Here is a 15,871-nt window from a genome sequence, read left to right on the forward strand (position 1 = left end):
GAAGTGCATGACGCAAGTCACGGTGAAACAACTGGCCGATGAGGTCAAAACACCGGTAGAGCGCCTGTTGCAGCAGATGCGTGAGGCAGGTCTGCCGCACACCGCCGCCGATGAAGGTGTGAGCGATAGTGAGAAGCAGTCTTTGCTGACTCACTTGAAGAGCAGCCACAAGGCGAAAGTGGAAGAACCGCGCAAGATTACATTGCAGCGCAAAACCACCAGCACCCTGCGTGTTGCTGGCAGCAAAAGCATCAGCGTTGAAGTGCGCAAGAAGAAAGTCTTCGTACAGCGCAGCCCGGAAGAAATCGAAGCCGAGCGCAAACGCGAACTGGAAGAACGTCGCGCAGTAGAAAATGCTGCACGTCAGAAGGCTGAAGAAGAAGCCAAGCGTCGCGCCGAAGAAGAAGCGCGTCGCCAGCCTGCTGCTGCGCAATCCGCTACTAACGACGCCGTTGCAGCACCTGCTGCAGTTGCCGAGCCAGTACGTGAAAGCGCGCCGGTTGTGGCTGCTGCACCAGCGCCGTCTGCCGATGTTCGCAACAAGCAGAACGAACAGCGCCGTCCGGACAAACCACGTGCCGACGATAACAGTCGTCGTGGCAGTGGCGATGGCGAGCGCAAAAACGCTCCGCATCGTGCTTCGGTCAAAGAGAAAGCGCCTGCTCCACGCGTTGCCCCACGTACTACCGACGAAGAAAGCGATGGCTTCCGTCGTGGTGGTCGCGGCAAGGCCAAGCTGAAGAAACGCAACGCCCACGGTTTCCAGAGCCCAACCGGCCCTGTCGTGCGTGATGTGCAGATCGGCGAGACCATCACTGTTGGCGATCTCGCCAATCAGATGTCGGTCAAGGCTGCTGAAATCATCAAGTTCATGTTCAAACTGGGTACTCCAGCGACCATCAACCAGGTGCTTGATCAGGAAACTGCTCAACTGGTAGCCGAAGAACTGGGCCACAAAGTGACCCTGGTCAGCGACACCGCCCTGGAAGATTCCCTGGCCGAGTCCCTGAAGTTTGAAGGTGAGACGTTCTCCCGTGCGCCAGTCGTGACCGTAATGGGCCACGTTGACCACGGTAAGACGTCGCTGCTCGACTATATCCGTCGTGCCAAGGTAGCTGCTGGCGAAGCCGGCGGTATCACCCAGCACATCGGTGCGTACCACGTTGAAACTGATCGCGGCATGGTCACTTTCCTCGATACCCCGGGTCACGCCGCGTTTACCGCAATGCGTGCCCGTGGTGCCAAGGCGACTGACATCGTGATCCTGGTCGTTGCAGCGGACGACGGCGTAATGCCGCAGACCATTGAAGCGGTCCAGCACGCCAAGGCTGCCGGTGTTCCACTGGTTGTTGCAGTGAACAAAATCGACAAGCCGGGCGCTGATCTCGATCGCATCCGTAGCGAACTGTCGGTTCACGGCGTGACTTCGGAAGAGTGGGGCGGCGACACCCCGTTCGTATCGGTTTCGGCGAAAGTCGGTACTGGTGTGGACGAGTTGCTTGAAGCTGTTCTGCTGCAAGCTGAAGTTCTGGAACTGAAAGCGACTCCTTCGGCTCCTGGCCGTGGCGTCGTGGTTGAATCGCGTCTCGACAAAGGTCGTGGCCCGGTTGCAACCGTTCTGGTTCAAGACGGTACCCTGCGCCAAGGCGACATGGTGCTGGTCGGTTCGAACTATGGCCGTGTACGTGCCATGCTCGACGAGAACGGCAAGCCAATCAAGGAAGCCGGTCCTTCCATCCCTGTCGAGATCCTCGGCCTGGACGGTACCCCGGACGCTGGCGACGAGATGAGCGTGCTGTCGGACGAGAAGAAAGCCCGTGAAGTGGCTCTGTTCCGTCAAGGCAAGTTCCGCGAAGTCAAATTGGCCCGCGCTCACGCCGGCAAGCTGGAAAACATCTTCGAAAACATGGGTCAGGCAGAGAAGAAGACGCTCAACATCGTCCTCAAATCCGACGTCCGTGGTTCGCTGGAAGCGTTGAACGGTGCCTTGAACGGCCTGGGTAACGACGAAGTGCAAGTGCGTGTTGTCGGTGGCGGTGTCGGTGGTATCACCGAATCCGACGCCAACCTGGCACTGGCCTCCAACGCTGTACTGTTCGGCTTCAACGTGCGTGCCGATGCTGGCGCTCGCAAGATCGTCGAGCAGGAAGGTCTGGATATGCGTTACTACAACGTGATCTACGACATCATCGAAGACGTCAAGAAAGCCCTCACCGGTATGCTGGGCAGCGATGTTCGCGAGAACATCCTGGGTACCGCTGAAGTGCGTGACGTGTTCCGTTCGCCGAAGTTTGGCGCGATCGCCGGTTGCATGGTTATCGAAGGTGTTGTTCACCGTAACCGTCCAATCCGTGTACTGCGTGAAGACATCGTTATCTTCGAAGGCGAGCTGGAATCCCTGCGCCGCTTCAAGGATGACGCTTCCGAAGTACGTGCCGGCATGGAATGCGGTATCGGCGTGAAGAGCTACAACGACGTCAAAGTCGGTGACAAGATCGAAGTCTTCGAGAAGGTTCAGGTTGCTCGCAGCCTCTAACTCGCGCACTTCAAGGGCCACGATGAGCCGCCGCATGCAGATGCGCGGCACAGCGTCAGGACTCTAAACGCAACGCCCGGTCTGGCTTTTGTCAGGCCGGGCGTTTGCCGCTTTCAGACCCTTCGGGTTTCACCGTGGGGCAGTAACAGGTAACAAGACATGGCAAAAGAATACAGCCGTACCCAACGTATCGGCGATCAGATGCAGCGTGAGCTGGCACAGCTGATCCGTCGTGAAGTCAAAGACCCGCGCGTCGGCCTGGTCACCATTACCGCTGTTGAAGTCAGCCGTGACGTCGGTCACGCCAAGATCTTCATCACCGTGATGGGTCAGGACAACGCTGAAGACATCGCGCAAAGCATCAAGGTGCTCAACTCCGCCGCCGGTTTCCTGCGCATGCAGTTGGCTCGCGAAATGAAGTTGCGCAGCGTTCCGCAGCTGCACTTCCACTACGACGAAAGCGTCGTGCGTGGTGCTCATCTGTCGGCATTGATCGAACGTGCAGTAGCTGAAGACAATCAGCATCCGGTTGCGGCAGAAGCCGAAGACACCAAGGAGTAATCGGTGGCTCAGGTCAAACGTATCCGTCGTAACGTCAGCGGCATCATCCTGCTCGACAAGCCACTGGGGTTCACCTCCAATGCGGCGTTGCAGAAGGTCCGCTGGCTGCTGAACGCCGAGAAGGCCGGGCACACCGGCAGTCTCGATCCGCTGGCCACCGGCGTGTTGCCGTTGTGCTTCGGTGAGGCCACCAAGTTTTCGCAATACCTGCTCGATTCCGACAAGGGTTACGAAACCCTGGCGCAACTGGGCAAGACCACCACCACGGCCGATGCCGAGGGTGATGTTTTGCTGGAGCGCCCGGTGACCGTTGGTCGCGCCGATGTCGAAGCGGTACTGCCGAAATTTCGTGGGCAAATCAGTCAGATACCGCCCATGTACTCGGCGCTCAAACGTGATGGCCAGCCGTTGTACAAGCTGGCCCGGGCAGGTGAAGTAGTGGAGCGCGAACCGCGTTCTGTTACTATTACGCGCTTGGAATTACTGGCCTTTGAAGGTGATACTGCGCGGCTTGCAGTGGATTGCACCAAAGGTACCTATATCCGCACCCTGGTGGAGGATATCGGTGAACAACTCGGTTGTGGCGCTTACGTTGCTGAACTGCGACGTACCCAGGCCGGGCCTTTCACGCTGTCCCAGACGGTCACGCTTGAAGAGTTGGAAGCGGTACATGCCGAAGGCGGCAACGAAGCGGTCGACCGCTTCCTGATGCCATCGGACAGCGGCCTGCTGGATTGGCCACTGTTGCAGTTCTCGGAGCACAGCTCGTTCTACTGGCTTAACGGCCAACCGGTACGAGCCCCGGATGCACCGAAGTTCGGCATGGTACGGGTACAGGATCACAATGGTCGCTTCATCGGTATCGGTGAAGTGAGCGAAGACGGGCGCATCGCGCCACGTCGACTGATTCGGTCAGAATGACCGAACGAGGGTGGCTGTTAACAGGCACGGTCACTACTCATTTTTAGATACAGGGATTTGTCCCTGGCCTGTTGAAGCTGTTTCTTTGAAACAGTTTCCTGATAAAAGGATTGCCTCATGGCTCTCGACGTTCAAGAAAAAGCTCAAATCGTAGCTGACTACCAGCAAGCTGTTGGTGACACTGGTTCGCCAGAAGTGCAAGTTGCACTGCTGACCCACAACATCAACAAGCTGCAAGGTCACTTCAAGGCCAACGGTAAAGATCACCACTCCCGTCGTGGTCTGATCCGTATGGTAAACCAGCGTCGTAAGCTGCTGGACTACCTGAAAGGCAAGGATCTGGGTCGTTACCAGGCTCTGATCGGTCGCCTGGGTCTGCGTCGCTAATAAGCGATTGCGCTAGAGGTTGGTTGTCTGTCGTACGTCAGTGGGTTTCCCGCTGGCGCATGGCAGGCTCCCAGCCTCAAGTTTTATCTGGATACCTGCTTTACCTGGACAATGACAGTCGGGCCGATTCCCGGCGTTGCCCAAGAATTTCGCAAGAAGACAAGTTCCCCAAGAGCCACAAAAGAAGGTAGGACACCGTGAACCCGGTAATCAAAAAATTCCAGTTCGGTCAGTCGACCGTTACCCTCGAGACTGGCCGTATCGCCCGTCAGGCCTCCGGCGCAGTATTGGTCACCGTTGACGACGACGTCAGCGTGTTGGTGACTGTGGTCGGCGCCAAGCAAGCCGATCCAGGCAAGGGCTTCTTCCCTCTGTCTGTTCACTACCAGGAAAAAACTTACGCTGCCGGTAAGATCCCTGGCGGTTTCTTCAAGCGTGAAGGCCGTCCTTCCGAGAAAGAAACCCTGACTTCCCGACTGATCGACCGTCCGATCCGTCCGCTGTTCCCAGAAGGCTTCATGAACGAAGTGCAGGTTGTCTGCACCGTCGTTTCCACCAGCAAGAAGACCGATCCGGACATCGCTGCGATGATCGGTACCTCGGCTGCGCTGGCCATCTCCGGTATTCCTTTCGATGGCCCTATCGGCTGTGCACGCGTTGCGTTCCACGAAAGCACCGGCTACCTGCTGAACCCGACTTACGAACAACAGAAAGCTTCGAGCCTGGACATGGTCGTTGCCGGTACGTCGGAAGCCGTTCTGATGGTTGAATCGGAAGCCAAAGAGCTGACCGAAGACCAGATGCTGGGCGCGGTACTGTTTGCTCACGACGAGTTCCAGGTTGTGATCAACGCCGTTAAAGAACTGGCTGCCGAAGCTGCCAAGCCGACCTGGACCTGGGCTCCACAGCCAGAAGCCACTGCTCTGCTGGGCGCTATCCGTGCCGAGTTCGGCGACGCGATCTCCCAGGCTTACACCATCACCATCAAGGCCGACCGTTACGCTCGCCTGGGTGAGTTGAAGGACCAGGTCGTTGCCAAGCTGTCCGGTGAAGAAGGCCAGCCTTCTTCCAGCGAAGTCAAAGCGGCTTTCGGCGAAATCGAATACCGCACCGTTCGCGAAAACATCGTAAACGGCAAGCCACGTATCGACGGCCGCGACACCAAGACCGTACGTCCGCTGAACATCGAAGTCGGTGTTCTGCCTAAGACCCACGGTTCGGCTCTGTTCACCCGTGGCGAAACCCAGGCTCTGGTAGTCGCGACGCTGGGCACCGCCCGTGACGCACAACTGCTGGACACCCTGGAAGGCGAGAAAAAAGACCCGTTCATGCTGCACTACAACTTCCCTCCGTTCTCGGTAGGTGAGTGTGGCCGCATGGGTGGCGCTGGTCGTCGCGAAATCGGTCACGGCCGTCTGGCCCGTCGTTCGATTGCAGCCATGCTGCCTGCCGCCGACGTGTTCCCGTACACCATCCGTGTTGTGTCGGAAATCACCGAGTCCAACGGTTCGAGCTCCATGGCTTCGGTCTGCGGCGCTTCCCTGGCCCTGATGGATGCCGGCGTTCCGATGAAGGCACCGGTTGCCGGTATCGCCATGGGTCTGGTTAAAGAAGGCGAGAAGTTCGCCATCCTGACCGACATCCTGGGTGACGAAGACCACCTGGGCGACATGGACTTCAAAGTAGCCGGTACCGCCAAAGGTGTTACCGCGCTGCAGATGGACATCAAGATCAAAGGCATCACCGAAGAAATCATGGAGATCGCTCTGGGCCAAGCCCTGGAAGCGCGCCTGAACATCCTCGGTCAGATGAACCAGATCATTGGCCAGTCGCGTACCGAACTGTCGGAAAACGCTCCGACCATGATCGCGATGAAAATCGACACCGACAAAATCCGTGATGTCATCGGTAAAGGCGGCGCGACCATTCGTGCGATCTGTGAAGAGACCAAGGCTTCGATCGACATCGAAGACGACGGCTCGATCAAGATCTTCGGCGAAACCAAGGAAGCGGCTGAAGCAGCACGTCAGCGCGTTCTGGGTATCACCGCTGAAGCTGAAATCGGCAAGATCTACGTCGGTAAGGTTGAGCGCATCGTCGACTTCGGCGCATTCGTCAACATCCTGCCTGGCAAGGACGGTCTGGTTCACATCTCGATGCTGAGCGACGCTCGCGTAGAGAAAGTGACCGACATCCTGAAAGAAGGCCAGGAAGTGGAAGTACTGGTACTGGACGTGGACAACCGCGGCCGTATCAAGCTGTCCATCAAAGACGTAGCAGCAGCCAAGGCTTCGGGCGTTTAATCACTCCCCACGCCTGACCGCTTCAACGTTATAAAAAATGCCCCGCAGTGAAAGCTGCGGGGCATTTTTTTGCCTGCAAAAAAATGAGACGAGTCATGAAGTTGCCTGACCCCAAAGTCAGTGCTAGGTTTAGCCCACTGCCCGTGTAGCTCAGTTGGTAGAGCAGCGCACTCGTAACGCGAAGGTCGCAGGTTCGATTCCTGTCTCGGGCACGAGCGACACGTTGTTTTCAGATGATCCCGAATGGTTCTGAAGGCCAGACAAACCGGGCTTAAAACGGTTTTTTGCGTCAGAGAGATCCTTGATGATCCAGATCCATCTTCCATTCCCCAGATCAAAGAGAACGCCATGACCGTTAAAGAATTGACCCAAGAAGCCAGACACGCAGAAGCGCTGAAGAAGTACTTGCTGGAATCGCCCCAGCTAGCCGAAGAGATCAAGGACTTGCCCGCCGACGATCAGAAAGATCAGATCCAGTGGGCATTCGAGGATGAGGCAGAGTCTCAGGGCTTGCAGCCGTGGGAACTGACGCTCAAGTACACCTCAACCCCTGAAGAGTTCGAGGCTGCGCGCCTTGTTCTGCACAAGGAGGCGGCCGAGGTGTTGGGTGTCGAGTGGGAAGAGTACTGCGAGATGAATAATCTGGTGGTCTGAACTGTGGGAGCGAGCTTGCTCGCGATAGCGGACTAACATTCAACATTGATGTTGACTGAAAAGGCCTCATCGCGAGCAAGCTCGCTCCCACATTTTTCAATCAAAGGCTCAGTCGCATCGACAGATCGACAGCCTTCACATCCTTGGTCATTGCACCAATCGAGATGTAATCCACCCCGGTTTCGGCGATCGGCAGCAGCGTGCTTTCGTTGATACCGCCGCTGGCCTCCAGTTTCGCCTGGCCTGCGTTCAGGCGCACGGCTTCGCGCATGTCATCCAGACTCAACTCATCGAGCATGATGATGTCGGCACCGGCCGCCAGGGCTTCTTTCAGCTCTTCCAGGCTTTCCACTTCGATCTCCACCGGTTTGCCCGGGGCAATCTTGTGCGCGGCTTTGATCGCCTCTGGGATGCCGCCGCAGGCGGCAATATGGTTTTCCTTGATCAGGAAGGCGTCGTACAGGCCGATGCGGTGGTTATGGCACCCGCCGCAGGTCACGGCATACTTCTGCGCCAGACGCAGCCCCGGCAAGGTTTTACGGGTGTCGAGCAACTTCACCTGAGTTTCGGCAACGTAATCCGCCAGGTACTGCGCGCGCGTGGCCACGCCAGACAGCAACTGCAGGAAGTTCAGTGCACTGCGTTCGCCCGTCAGTAGCGAGCGCGCCGGGCCTTCGAGGTGGAACAGCACCTGATTGGGTTTCACCCGCTCGCCATCGCGCACCTCCCAGTGCACCGCAACACGTGGGTCCAGTTGCCGAAACACAGCATCAACCCAGGCAGTGCCGCAGATGACGGCAGCGTCGCGGGTGATGATGGTGGCTTTGGCCAGGCGTTCGGCCGGGATCAGCTGTGCGGTGATGTCGCCGCTGCCGATGTCTTCGAGCAACGCACGGCGCACGTTGGCTTCGATTTCGGCGGTCAAATCGGCGAGACGTAGATTCGGCATAACGGACTCCACAAACAAAGTGGCCCGATTATAGGGGCATGGCGGCGGGCAACCCAAGGCGTCAGACGCGTTCCGATCGCTCTGAAACCTGCATTTGGTCGATTCGCCTGAGCAATCGGCACTAAGTCGGCGTCTCCATAAGCGTCTATTTCAATGGGAAACGCAGAGTCTGCTGGTAGAGGGGATATCTTTTGCAAGATAATCCGCCTTGCTTTTGACGTCATGGCTTTGACGTGGATTTGGATTGACGACTTCGAAGACTCACCTTTTCAGGAGGCCTGAATGCACAACGACGGGAATGTAGTGCCTTTGCACAAGGTTGCTACCGACCAGGCGACTCCTTCGCCGCTCGCCCGCCTGCCTGTGATTCTGCTTCAGGTTCGCGATAAGGCCGCCCAACAGCTCAGGCATGGTTTGCAGGAACTGTTCGATAACGCCGACGACACGCTGTTCGAAATGGCCGACCGGGCCCGCAATGACGTCGAACAGAACCTCTTCTTCGAAGCCATGCGCGACTTGCGCCTCAAGCGCAAAAACATCGAGCGCGGCTTTCTCGAACAATTCTTCGAGGCTTTTGTCAGCCTCACCCAGTACGACATCACTCAGTCTGCCTCGCCCCAGTCGTTGGTCTTCGACGCCTCGGTGGCGCTGCCCAATGACGACATGGAGCGCAGCGTGGCCGTGGACGCGATGGTCAGCAAAGTGCTGAACCGCGACGGCTTCGCCCTGGACCAACTGACCGCCCGACTCAGCGCACTGCTGGGCAGGGAACTGCTCGATCAGCACAATCCCATGGGGCCGGCGATGCTCTGCGAGTACTTTATGCAGGCCGGGCGCAACCTGGGGGTGGAGATCAAGGTCAAGCTGATCATCCTCAAACTGTTCGAACGCTATGTGCTCAGGGATGCCAATCAACTCTACGCCGAAGCCAATCAGTTGCTGGCCGCCACCGGTGTTCTGCCTGACCTTAAGCCTGCTCCTGCGCGTCGGATCACGGATCCTGCGACTGTCGGCGTTGGTACTGAACCCGCTCAGGCCAACACTCGTGTCGTTGGCCCGCCGATCGACGACAGCGTGCAGGAAGTCTTCGCGGCGTTGCAGGAGTTGCTGTTTCACGTGCGTGGCAGTGTCGCGCCAACCCTCGAAGCCAGTGCCCAGACACAGCCGATTTCCACCCGTGACCTAATGCGCCTGCTCTCGCACTTGCAGCAATACGTGCCGGCGCCGGCAGCCCAGGACGACTTCGATCTGCGAAACCAGCTCGAGCAGCTGCTGACCCGGGTCAGCGTCAAAAGTGGCAAGTCACGCGTGGTCGGGGTTGCTGACGAAGACGTGATCAACCTGATCGCCATGCTCTTCGAATGCATCCTCGATGACCGCAACCTGCCGGACTCGCTCAAGGCGTTGATCGGCCGTTTGCAGATCCCGATGCTGAAAGTGGCTGTGCTCGACAAGAGCTTCTTCAGCCGCAGCAGTCACCCGGCCCGACGCCTGCTCAATGAAATCGCCACCGCAGCCATGGGCTGGGGCGAGTGCGATGACCATGAGCGCGACAGCCTGTATCTGCGCATCGAGCAAGTGGTGCAACGGTTGCTGAACGATTTTGTCGATGATCCGGCGGTCTTTTCCGAATTGCTCGCGGATTTTCTCGCCTTCACCAGCGACGAGCGCCGTCGCAGTGAGCTACTGGAGCAACGTACCCGTGACGCCGAAGAAGGCCGCGCCAGGACTGAACTGGCCCGCCAGCGCGTCGAACAGGTGCTGAATCAGGCCTTGTTGGGCAAAGTATTGCCGCAACGGGTGGTGGTGTTTGTGCAGGAAGCGTGGAGCCAGGTGCTGCTGCTGACCTGTCTCAAGCACGGCGATCAGTCGGCCGAGTGGCACGCTGATGTGCGGTCCATGGAGCAATTGATCTGGAGCGTGCAGCGTCATGATGAGCCTGATGCAAGCCTGCGCTTGTTGGCGCTGGTGCCTGGATTGCTCAAGTCATTGCGCGACGGGCTGAGCAGTTCGGCCTTCGATCCGTTCGCCACCAGCGAATTTTTCAGTGAGCTGGAAGCCTTGCACGTTCAACTGTTCGAGCGTCCTGGGCAAAAGCTTGAGCAGTCCGTCGATACCCCGGTAATGGTCGAAGTGCTGCAGGGAATCGTCCTGCGAACCGCCGACGAAGGGCCGGTCGATACGGCTTCAGTGCGCTTGCCGGAGGACGATGCCGGTCTGCTTCAGGTCGATCAACTGCGGTTGGGGTGCTGGGTCGAGTTTCAGGAAGACGAGGAAAACACCCTTCGCTGCAAGCTGGCGGCGATCATTGAAGCCACCGGCAAGTACATTTTCGTCAATCGTACCGGGATGAAAGTGCTGGAGCGCAGCCGCACCGGTCTGGCGCTGGAATTCCATCGTGGCGCGGTGCGCGCGCTGGACGACACCTTGCTGTTCGACCGGGCGCTGGAGTCGGTGATCGGCAACCTGCGGCGCCTCAATCGCGGCAAGTGATCGCGCCCCGAGGGTCTATCGCGGCATACTGGGCGCCTACACAGTCGTCGTTGAAGGAACCTGTATGCAGTTGGACCCCGCGAGCGGTTGGTGTCAGGGCGTAGATATTTGCCCCTCGCCCAACTTCAATGCGCGCCCCTCGGGCGAAATTTCCCTGCTGGTGATCCACAACATCAGCCTGCCGCCTGCGCAATTCGCCACCGGCAAGGTGCAGGAATTTTTCCAGAATCGTCTGGATGTCACGGAGCACCCCTACTTTGAAGGGATTGCCGACCTGCGTGTGTCTGCGCATTTTCTGATCGAACGTGACGGCACCGTCACTCAGTTTGTCTCTTGTCTTGAGCGTGCCTGGCATGCCGGCGTCTCGAGTTTTGAGGGCCGGGAAACCTGTAACGATTTTTCCGTGGGCATCGAACTTGAAGGCACGGATGATCTGCCGTTCACCGACGCTCAGTATCAAGCGTTGACGACCCTGACCCGGCAGCTGCAAAGCGCCTTCACGGCCATCACCGCACAGCGCATTTGCGGGCATAGCGACATCGCACCCGGGCGTAAAACCGATCCGGGGCCAGCGTTCGACTGGGCACGCTATCGCGCCGCCCTGGCAAAAGCTGCTCTGGGAAATAAGGAGTAACAATGAGTTTTCTGGTGTTGCTGTTGGCGGTCTGGATCGAGAAGTTCTCGGCCCTGCGTCATCGGATTCAACGCGATGGTGGATGGGTTCGCGAGCTGAACAAGCTTGAGGTCAGTCCGCGTCTGGCGAACAGTCCATGGCTGATTTTGGTGATCCTGGTGTTGTTGCCAGTGGCACTGCTGGGGTTGTTGCTGCTGGTACTGGACCCGGTGGCTTACGGTCTGCTGGCGTTGCCGGTGCATCTGCTGGTGGTGATTTACAGTCTCGGTCGCGGTGATCTGCTGGCCGGTCTCGGGCCGTTTCGCGATGCCTGGCGCCGGGAAGACCTGCAAGCGGCCGCTCATGTAGCGGACCGCGATGTGGGTATTTGCGCCGATAGCGGCGAACAACTGCTGGAACGGGTCGAAGGGCATCTGCTGTGGGAGGCTTATCAGAGCTTTTTCGCGGTGATTTTCTGGTACTTCCTGCTGGGGCCGGTCGCAGCCCTGAGCTATCGACTGCTGGCCTTGGCCGAAGAGCACGGGCAGAACCCGGCCGTGGTCGAGCGCGCGGCAAAACTGCGTCATGCGTTCGACTGGGTGCCGGTGCGATTGTTGGCGGCAAGTTTTGCGTTGGTCGGCAACTTTGTCGCGGTCAGCCGAGTGATGCTGCACGAACTGCTGAACTGGAACATCAGCGCCGCCCAACTGATCGAGAAGGTCGGGCTGGTGGCCGGTGAAATCCCGGCACCGGTGGTCGGACCAGACGGCATCAACAGCCTGGACCGGATCTGGGAACTGTTGCTGCGCGCGGCGGTGCTCTGGTACGCCGGTTTTGCGTTGTGGACAGTCCTTCCCTAATACACCGATCCCCTGTAGCAGCTGGCGCAGCCTGCGTTCGGCTGCGCAGCAGTCGCCAATTCATTCACCGGGGTTTGTCTGGCTCACCGCGTAATCAGGATTTACGACTGCTTCGCAGCCGAACGCAGGCTTCGCCAGCTGCTACAAGTCCGCGCCTCCCCTCCGTTAACCTTAAGTTACAAAACCTCCCGCCGATTTAAGCTATACAGAGACAGCGCCGAATAGTGGCTATCTGCTCTCGACCCGCGCCTGCCAATAAAAATAAGAAATCAAAGGGAGACTTCCAGTGAAGAGCTTGCTCTATCCCGCCGTCGCGCTGATGAACCGCCTGAGCTTCGGTATGAAGTTCAGCCTGATCAGCGTGCTGTTCCTTGTGCCGATGCTGGTGACCAACTTCTATCTGGTACGCGATTCCTATCGCGAATTCCAGGGCACCCGGGTCGAGCTGCAGAGCCTTGACCTACTGGGCAGCAGCCTGACGCTACGGCGCGATCTGGAAACCCTGAACAACCTGGTGCAGATCAACGTCACCCTCGGTCAGTCCGGCAAGGCCGGCAATGTCGAGTCGCAGATCAGTACCCTGGGGCAAAATGTGCTGACCCGTTTGCAAGGGCTGACAGCGATGACCGCTGACCCCGAGCAAATCATGGTTTTCGATGCCAAACGCGATGAAATGATCGCTGCGTTCAAGGCCCAGCAAGCGGAAAACTCCCTGCAAAGCAAAAGCGCGATGATCGGCAAGTTGCTCGGCAACGCGCAAATTTTCAGCCAGATCATTGCCAGTCAGGCCGGTCTGAGCCACGACACCCAGAGCGACATGCGCCAGCTGAGTGAACTCATCACCAATGTCACCCCGCCCGTGACCCAGCTTCTGGGTGAAGGTCGGGCGATGGGCTCTTTTTCGCTGGGGCAAGGCTTTCTCAACTCGGCATCGAGTACCCGTTTTGATGAGTTGCTGGCGCAGATCGAAAAACTGCACGCTGAATATGCCCTGAAGTTGCAGGACGCGCTGGGTTCCAGCAAAGCGGCACGGGAAACCCTGGCCGCCCAGGCTGATAGCAGCAAGGCGTCGTTGAAAAAGGCCAGTGAACTGTTCGAAGAGCAGGTAGTGATGGCCGACACGCTGGATGCGCCGTGGCAGGGCTTTTACGATCAGGTCACGGGCCTGATGGACCAGACGTACCAACTCAACGAAGCCACCCTGAAGTTTCTCGGCACCCAGTTACAACAGCGACTGGAGCAGAACCGCACGCATATGGTCTTGCAGGCCGTGGCGCTGTCGGTGGTGTTTGTGTTGATTTTTTACCTCTACGGCGGCTTCTACGCCTCGACCCGCACCACCCTCAAGCGTCTTGGCGCGGTGATGGACAAGGTCGCGGCCGGCGACATGACAGTGACCTTCAGCGCCAACAGCCGCGATGAACTGGGCGAGTTGGGTGAGGTGTTCAATGGCACTGTGAAGAAAATCCATGACCTGATCGAGCGGGTCGGCCAGACCGTCACTGAGGTCGAGCGCCAGGCCGGGCAGGTGGAGAACGTTTCCGCCCAGAGCAACCAGGCGGTGGCGGGACAGCGTACGCAGATCGAGCAGGTCGCCACGGCCATGAATCAGATGTCGGCCACCTCTCTTGAGGTTGCACGCAGTGCCGCGGCAGCGGTCAGCAGCGCCCATAGCGTCAATGACGAGACCATCAGCGGTCGCGGGTTGGTGGAGTCTCAACAGGGCAGCATCGCTGCACTGGCCAGTGAGATCGATCAGTCGGTGCTGGTGATCAATCAACTGGCCAGCGACAGCCAGTCCATCAGCCGTGTGCTGGAGGTGATCAAGAGCATCGCCGAACAGACCAACCTTCTGGCCCTCAACGCGGCTATCGAAGCCGCTCGGGCCGGTGAGCAGGGCCGTGGTTTTGCGGTGGTGGCGGACGAGGTTCGGACCCTGGCCAAGCGCACCCAGCAATCGACCGAGGAAATCGAGCAGATGATCGCCAAGCTGCACAGCGGTGTCGGCGCTGCGGTGAAGGCGATGGGGACCAGTCATCAGATGGCCAACGGCACGGTGGGGCAGTCGGAAAAGGTTCAGCAAGCGCTGGAAAACATCCTCGGTGCCGTCGGCATGATCGTCGATCAGAATCAGCAAATTGCCGCCGCGGTAGAGCAGCAGACCGCCGTGGCCCATGACATCGACCAGAATATTGTCGAAATCAACCGCGCCGGTGAGCGTACTGCCGAAGGTGCACACCAGACCGAGGATGCCAGTCGTGCGTTGTCGGCTCAGGTGGTGGAGTTGAAGCAGCTGATCAGCGCGTTCCGGGTCTGATATCACCCCGGCTCCTACAGGGCAATGTCCGGTTTTCCTCCGTCGTCTGGATTTTGGTCTTTAATGAAGGAAGATCAATCACTTGGACCCGCCCTGAGGAGGCTTGGTAATGTCTGCTGCAACAGTTGGAATCCAGGGTCACTGCGCTCATTGCGGGAACACACTCCTGCTCAAACCCTGGCAACTCAACGCCATTGCAATCAACGAAGCGTTCGCGTGTTCCCACTGCCAGAAGACGTTGCAACTGAACGATCCGAAACAGATCAAGCGCTTCAAGTCTCTCGACTCCCTGGCATTGCTGCGGGCGAGCACGTTGGTCATGGTTTGCACCGCGTTGCTGGTGGCGTTGGTGTTGGAGTGGATCGGGATGTTCAGCGTCGTGGAGCAGCTGAATTTTTCGCTGTTGGCGATTTTCGCCTATTTCGCCGTCATGCGGTTTGCCCGGCACCGGCAACACATGACGCTGACGCTGGAAGCCGCCAAGGCCCACGCCGACTGATTACCAGTTGAACAGCTCACAGGCATTGGCAGTGCTGGCGGCGGCCAATTGCTCGGGGCTGATCGCCATGATCCCGGCCAGTGCCGAGCAGATCGCCGGCAGATGGGCCGGGCTGTTGCGTTGGCCGGGGAACATGGCGGGTGCCATGTCCGGCGAATCGGTTTCCAGTACCACCGATTCAAGCGGCAATTCGGCCAGCACACGATGCATGCGCAGAGCTTGCGGCCAGGTCGCGGCTCCGCCCAGACCCAGTTTGAATCCGAGCTTGATGTATTCGCGGGCTTCTTCTTTGCTGCCGGCGAAGGCATGAATGATCCCTGCGCGTTGCAAGCGAAACCGTTTAAGCGTGGCAATCACCGCCGCGTGGCTGCGTCGCACATGAATCAGCGCGGGAAGATTGAAGTCAGCCGCCAGTTGCAGTTGCGCATCGAACAACGCCTGTTGGCGTTCACGGTCCAGGGTTTCGATAAAGTAATCCAGACCGATCTCGCCCACCGCGCAGAGCTGTCGATGGCCGGTTAACCGAGTCAGCCAGTCACCGAGTTCCGTCAGGTCTTCGGGACGATGATCATCCAGATACACCGGATGCAAACCGAACGCCGCATGCAGGTCGGGATCGCTTTGCACCAGGTCCCAGACCCGCTGCCAATTACCCTGATAAACCCCCAGCACCACCATCCGCCGTACTCCGACGGCGCGGCTCTCGGCCAACAACGCCGTGCGATCCTCGTCGAAGTCCGGAAAATCCAGATGAGTGTGGCTGTCGATCAGCTCCACG

Annotated in this window: 13 protein-coding genes and 1 tRNA gene; 12 read left to right on the forward strand and 2 right to left on the reverse strand. The window is 58.5% G+C overall.

What is annotated here, in order from left to right; all coding sequences use genetic code 11:
• The first annotated feature begins 7 nt into the window (after nucleotides 1–7).
• The 7 genes from infB to ACA079_RS03765 all read left to right on the forward strand — a co-directional run bounded on the left by infB (nucleotide 8) and on the right by ACA079_RS03765 (nucleotide 7,362).
• Nucleotides 8–2,536, forward strand: a complete 2,529-nt coding sequence (gene infB, locus ACA079_RS03735; RefSeq protein ID WP_497702622.1) for a translation initiation factor IF-2 — start codon at nucleotides 8–10, stop codon at nucleotides 2,534–2,536.
• A 159-nt stretch (nucleotides 2,537–2,695) separates the two neighbouring features.
• Complete coding sequence (rbfA, locus tag ACA079_RS03740) at nucleotides 2,696–3,097, forward strand: 30S ribosome-binding factor RbfA (protein WP_008149016.1); 402 nt, start codon at nucleotides 2,696–2,698, stop codon at nucleotides 3,095–3,097.
• A gap of 3 nt (nucleotides 3,098–3,100) precedes the next feature.
• Nucleotides 3,101–4,018 carry a tRNA pseudouridine(55) synthase TruB gene (gene truB / locus ACA079_RS03745; RefSeq protein ID WP_497702623.1) on the forward strand — a complete coding sequence of 306 codons (918 nt, stop codon included), beginning with the start codon at nucleotides 3,101–3,103 and terminating at the stop codon, nucleotides 4,016–4,018.
• Between the two features lie 117 nt (nucleotides 4,019–4,135).
• On the forward strand, nucleotides 4,136–4,405 hold the full coding sequence (rpsO, locus tag ACA079_RS03750; RefSeq protein ID WP_003176135.1) for a 30S ribosomal protein S15: 270 nt from the start codon (nucleotides 4,136–4,138) through the stop codon (nucleotides 4,403–4,405).
• Nucleotides 4,406–4,602: 197 nt separating this feature from the next.
• Nucleotides 4,603–6,708 carry a polyribonucleotide nucleotidyltransferase gene (gene pnp / locus ACA079_RS03755; RefSeq protein ID WP_458508450.1) on the forward strand — a complete coding sequence of 702 codons (2,106 nt, stop codon included), beginning with the start codon at nucleotides 4,603–4,605 and terminating at the stop codon, nucleotides 6,706–6,708.
• Between the two features lie 139 nt (nucleotides 6,709–6,847).
• Nucleotides 6,848–6,920: transfer RNA gene (locus tag ACA079_RS03760), tRNA-Thr, on the forward strand.
• Nucleotides 6,921–7,056: 136 nt separating this feature from the next.
• Nucleotides 7,057–7,362: a DUF6388 family protein gene (locus ACA079_RS03765; protein ID WP_046046051.1), complete on the forward strand. Its 306-nt coding sequence runs from the start codon at nucleotides 7,057–7,059 to the stop codon at nucleotides 7,360–7,362.
• A gap of 100 nt (nucleotides 7,363–7,462) precedes the next feature.
• Here the strand turns inward: ACA079_RS03765 and nadC are convergent, their stop codons facing one another.
• Entirely contained in the window at nucleotides 7,463–8,311 is an 849-nt protein-coding gene (nadC, locus tag ACA079_RS03770) for a carboxylating nicotinate-nucleotide diphosphorylase (protein ID WP_497702624.1), read from the reverse strand.
• Between the two features lie 282 nt (nucleotides 8,312–8,593).
• Here nadC and ACA079_RS03775 point away from each other — a divergent pair, with 282 nt between their 5' ends.
• From ACA079_RS03775 to ACA079_RS03795, 5 genes are all read left to right on the forward strand, one after another.
• Entirely contained in the window at nucleotides 8,594–10,804 is a 2,211-nt protein-coding gene (locus tag ACA079_RS03775) for a DUF1631 domain-containing protein (RefSeq protein ID WP_497702625.1), read from the forward strand.
• Nucleotides 10,805–10,868: 64 nt separating this feature from the next.
• A complete protein-coding gene (gene ampD / locus ACA079_RS03780) occupies nucleotides 10,869–11,438 on the forward strand; it encodes a 1,6-anhydro-N-acetylmuramyl-L-alanine amidase AmpD (protein ID WP_497632811.1) in 570 nt (189 codons plus the stop codon).
• A gap of 2 nt (nucleotides 11,439–11,440) precedes the next feature.
• Nucleotides 11,441–12,277 (forward strand): regulatory signaling modulator protein AmpE, encoded by an 837-nt coding sequence (gene ampE, locus ACA079_RS03785; RefSeq protein WP_497702626.1) that lies wholly within the window; start codon nucleotides 11,441–11,443, stop codon nucleotides 12,275–12,277.
• 286 nt (nucleotides 12,278–12,563) lie between these two features.
• Nucleotides 12,564–14,594 carry a methyl-accepting chemotaxis protein gene (locus tag ACA079_RS03790; RefSeq protein ID WP_497702627.1) on the forward strand — a complete coding sequence of 677 codons (2,031 nt, stop codon included), beginning with the start codon at nucleotides 12,564–12,566 and terminating at the stop codon, nucleotides 14,592–14,594.
• A 109-nt stretch (nucleotides 14,595–14,703) separates the two neighbouring features.
• A complete protein-coding gene (locus tag ACA079_RS03795) occupies nucleotides 14,704–15,093 on the forward strand; it encodes a hypothetical protein (RefSeq protein ID WP_497702628.1) in 390 nt (129 codons plus the stop codon).
• Here ACA079_RS03795 and ACA079_RS03800 read toward each other — a convergent pair whose 3' ends face one another.
• Nucleotides 15,094–15,870, reverse strand: a complete 777-nt coding sequence (locus ACA079_RS03800) for a TatD family hydrolase (RefSeq protein ID WP_497702629.1) — start codon at nucleotides 15,868–15,870, stop codon at nucleotides 15,094–15,096.
• Nucleotide 15,871: the final 1 nt, after the last annotated feature.

The sequence above is a fragment of the Pseudomonas sp. LBUM1645 genome, from assembly GCF_059716185.1.

Bases quoted from the DNA above. Each gene is read 5' to 3' on its own strand.
- infB (WP_497702622.1), top strand. From the start codon at position 8: ATGACGCAAGTCACGGTGAAACAACTGGCCGATGAGGTCAAAACACCG.
- rbfA (WP_008149016.1), top strand. From the start codon at position 2,696: ATGGCAAAAGAATACAGCCGTACCCAACGTATCGGCGATCAGATGCAG.
- rpsO (WP_003176135.1), top strand. From the start codon at position 4,136: ATGGCTCTCGACGTTCAAGAAAAAGCTCAAATCGTAGCTGACTACCAG.
- ACA079_RS03765 (WP_046046051.1), top strand. From the start codon at position 7,057: ATGACCGTTAAAGAATTGACCCAAGAAGCCAGACACGCAGAAGCGCTG.
- nadC (WP_497702624.1), bottom strand. From the start codon at position 8,311: ATGCCGAATCTACGTCTCGCCGATTTGACCGCCGAAATCGAAGCCAAC.
- ACA079_RS03775 (WP_497702625.1), top strand. From the start codon at position 8,594: ATGCACAACGACGGGAATGTAGTGCCTTTGCACAAGGTTGCTACCGAC.
- ampD (WP_497632811.1), top strand. From the start codon at position 10,869: ATGCAGTTGGACCCCGCGAGCGGTTGGTGTCAGGGCGTAGATATTTGC.
- ampE (WP_497702626.1), top strand. From the start codon at position 11,441: ATGAGTTTTCTGGTGTTGCTGTTGGCGGTCTGGATCGAGAAGTTCTCG.
- ACA079_RS03795 (WP_497702628.1), top strand. From the start codon at position 14,704: ATGTCTGCTGCAACAGTTGGAATCCAGGGTCACTGCGCTCATTGCGGG.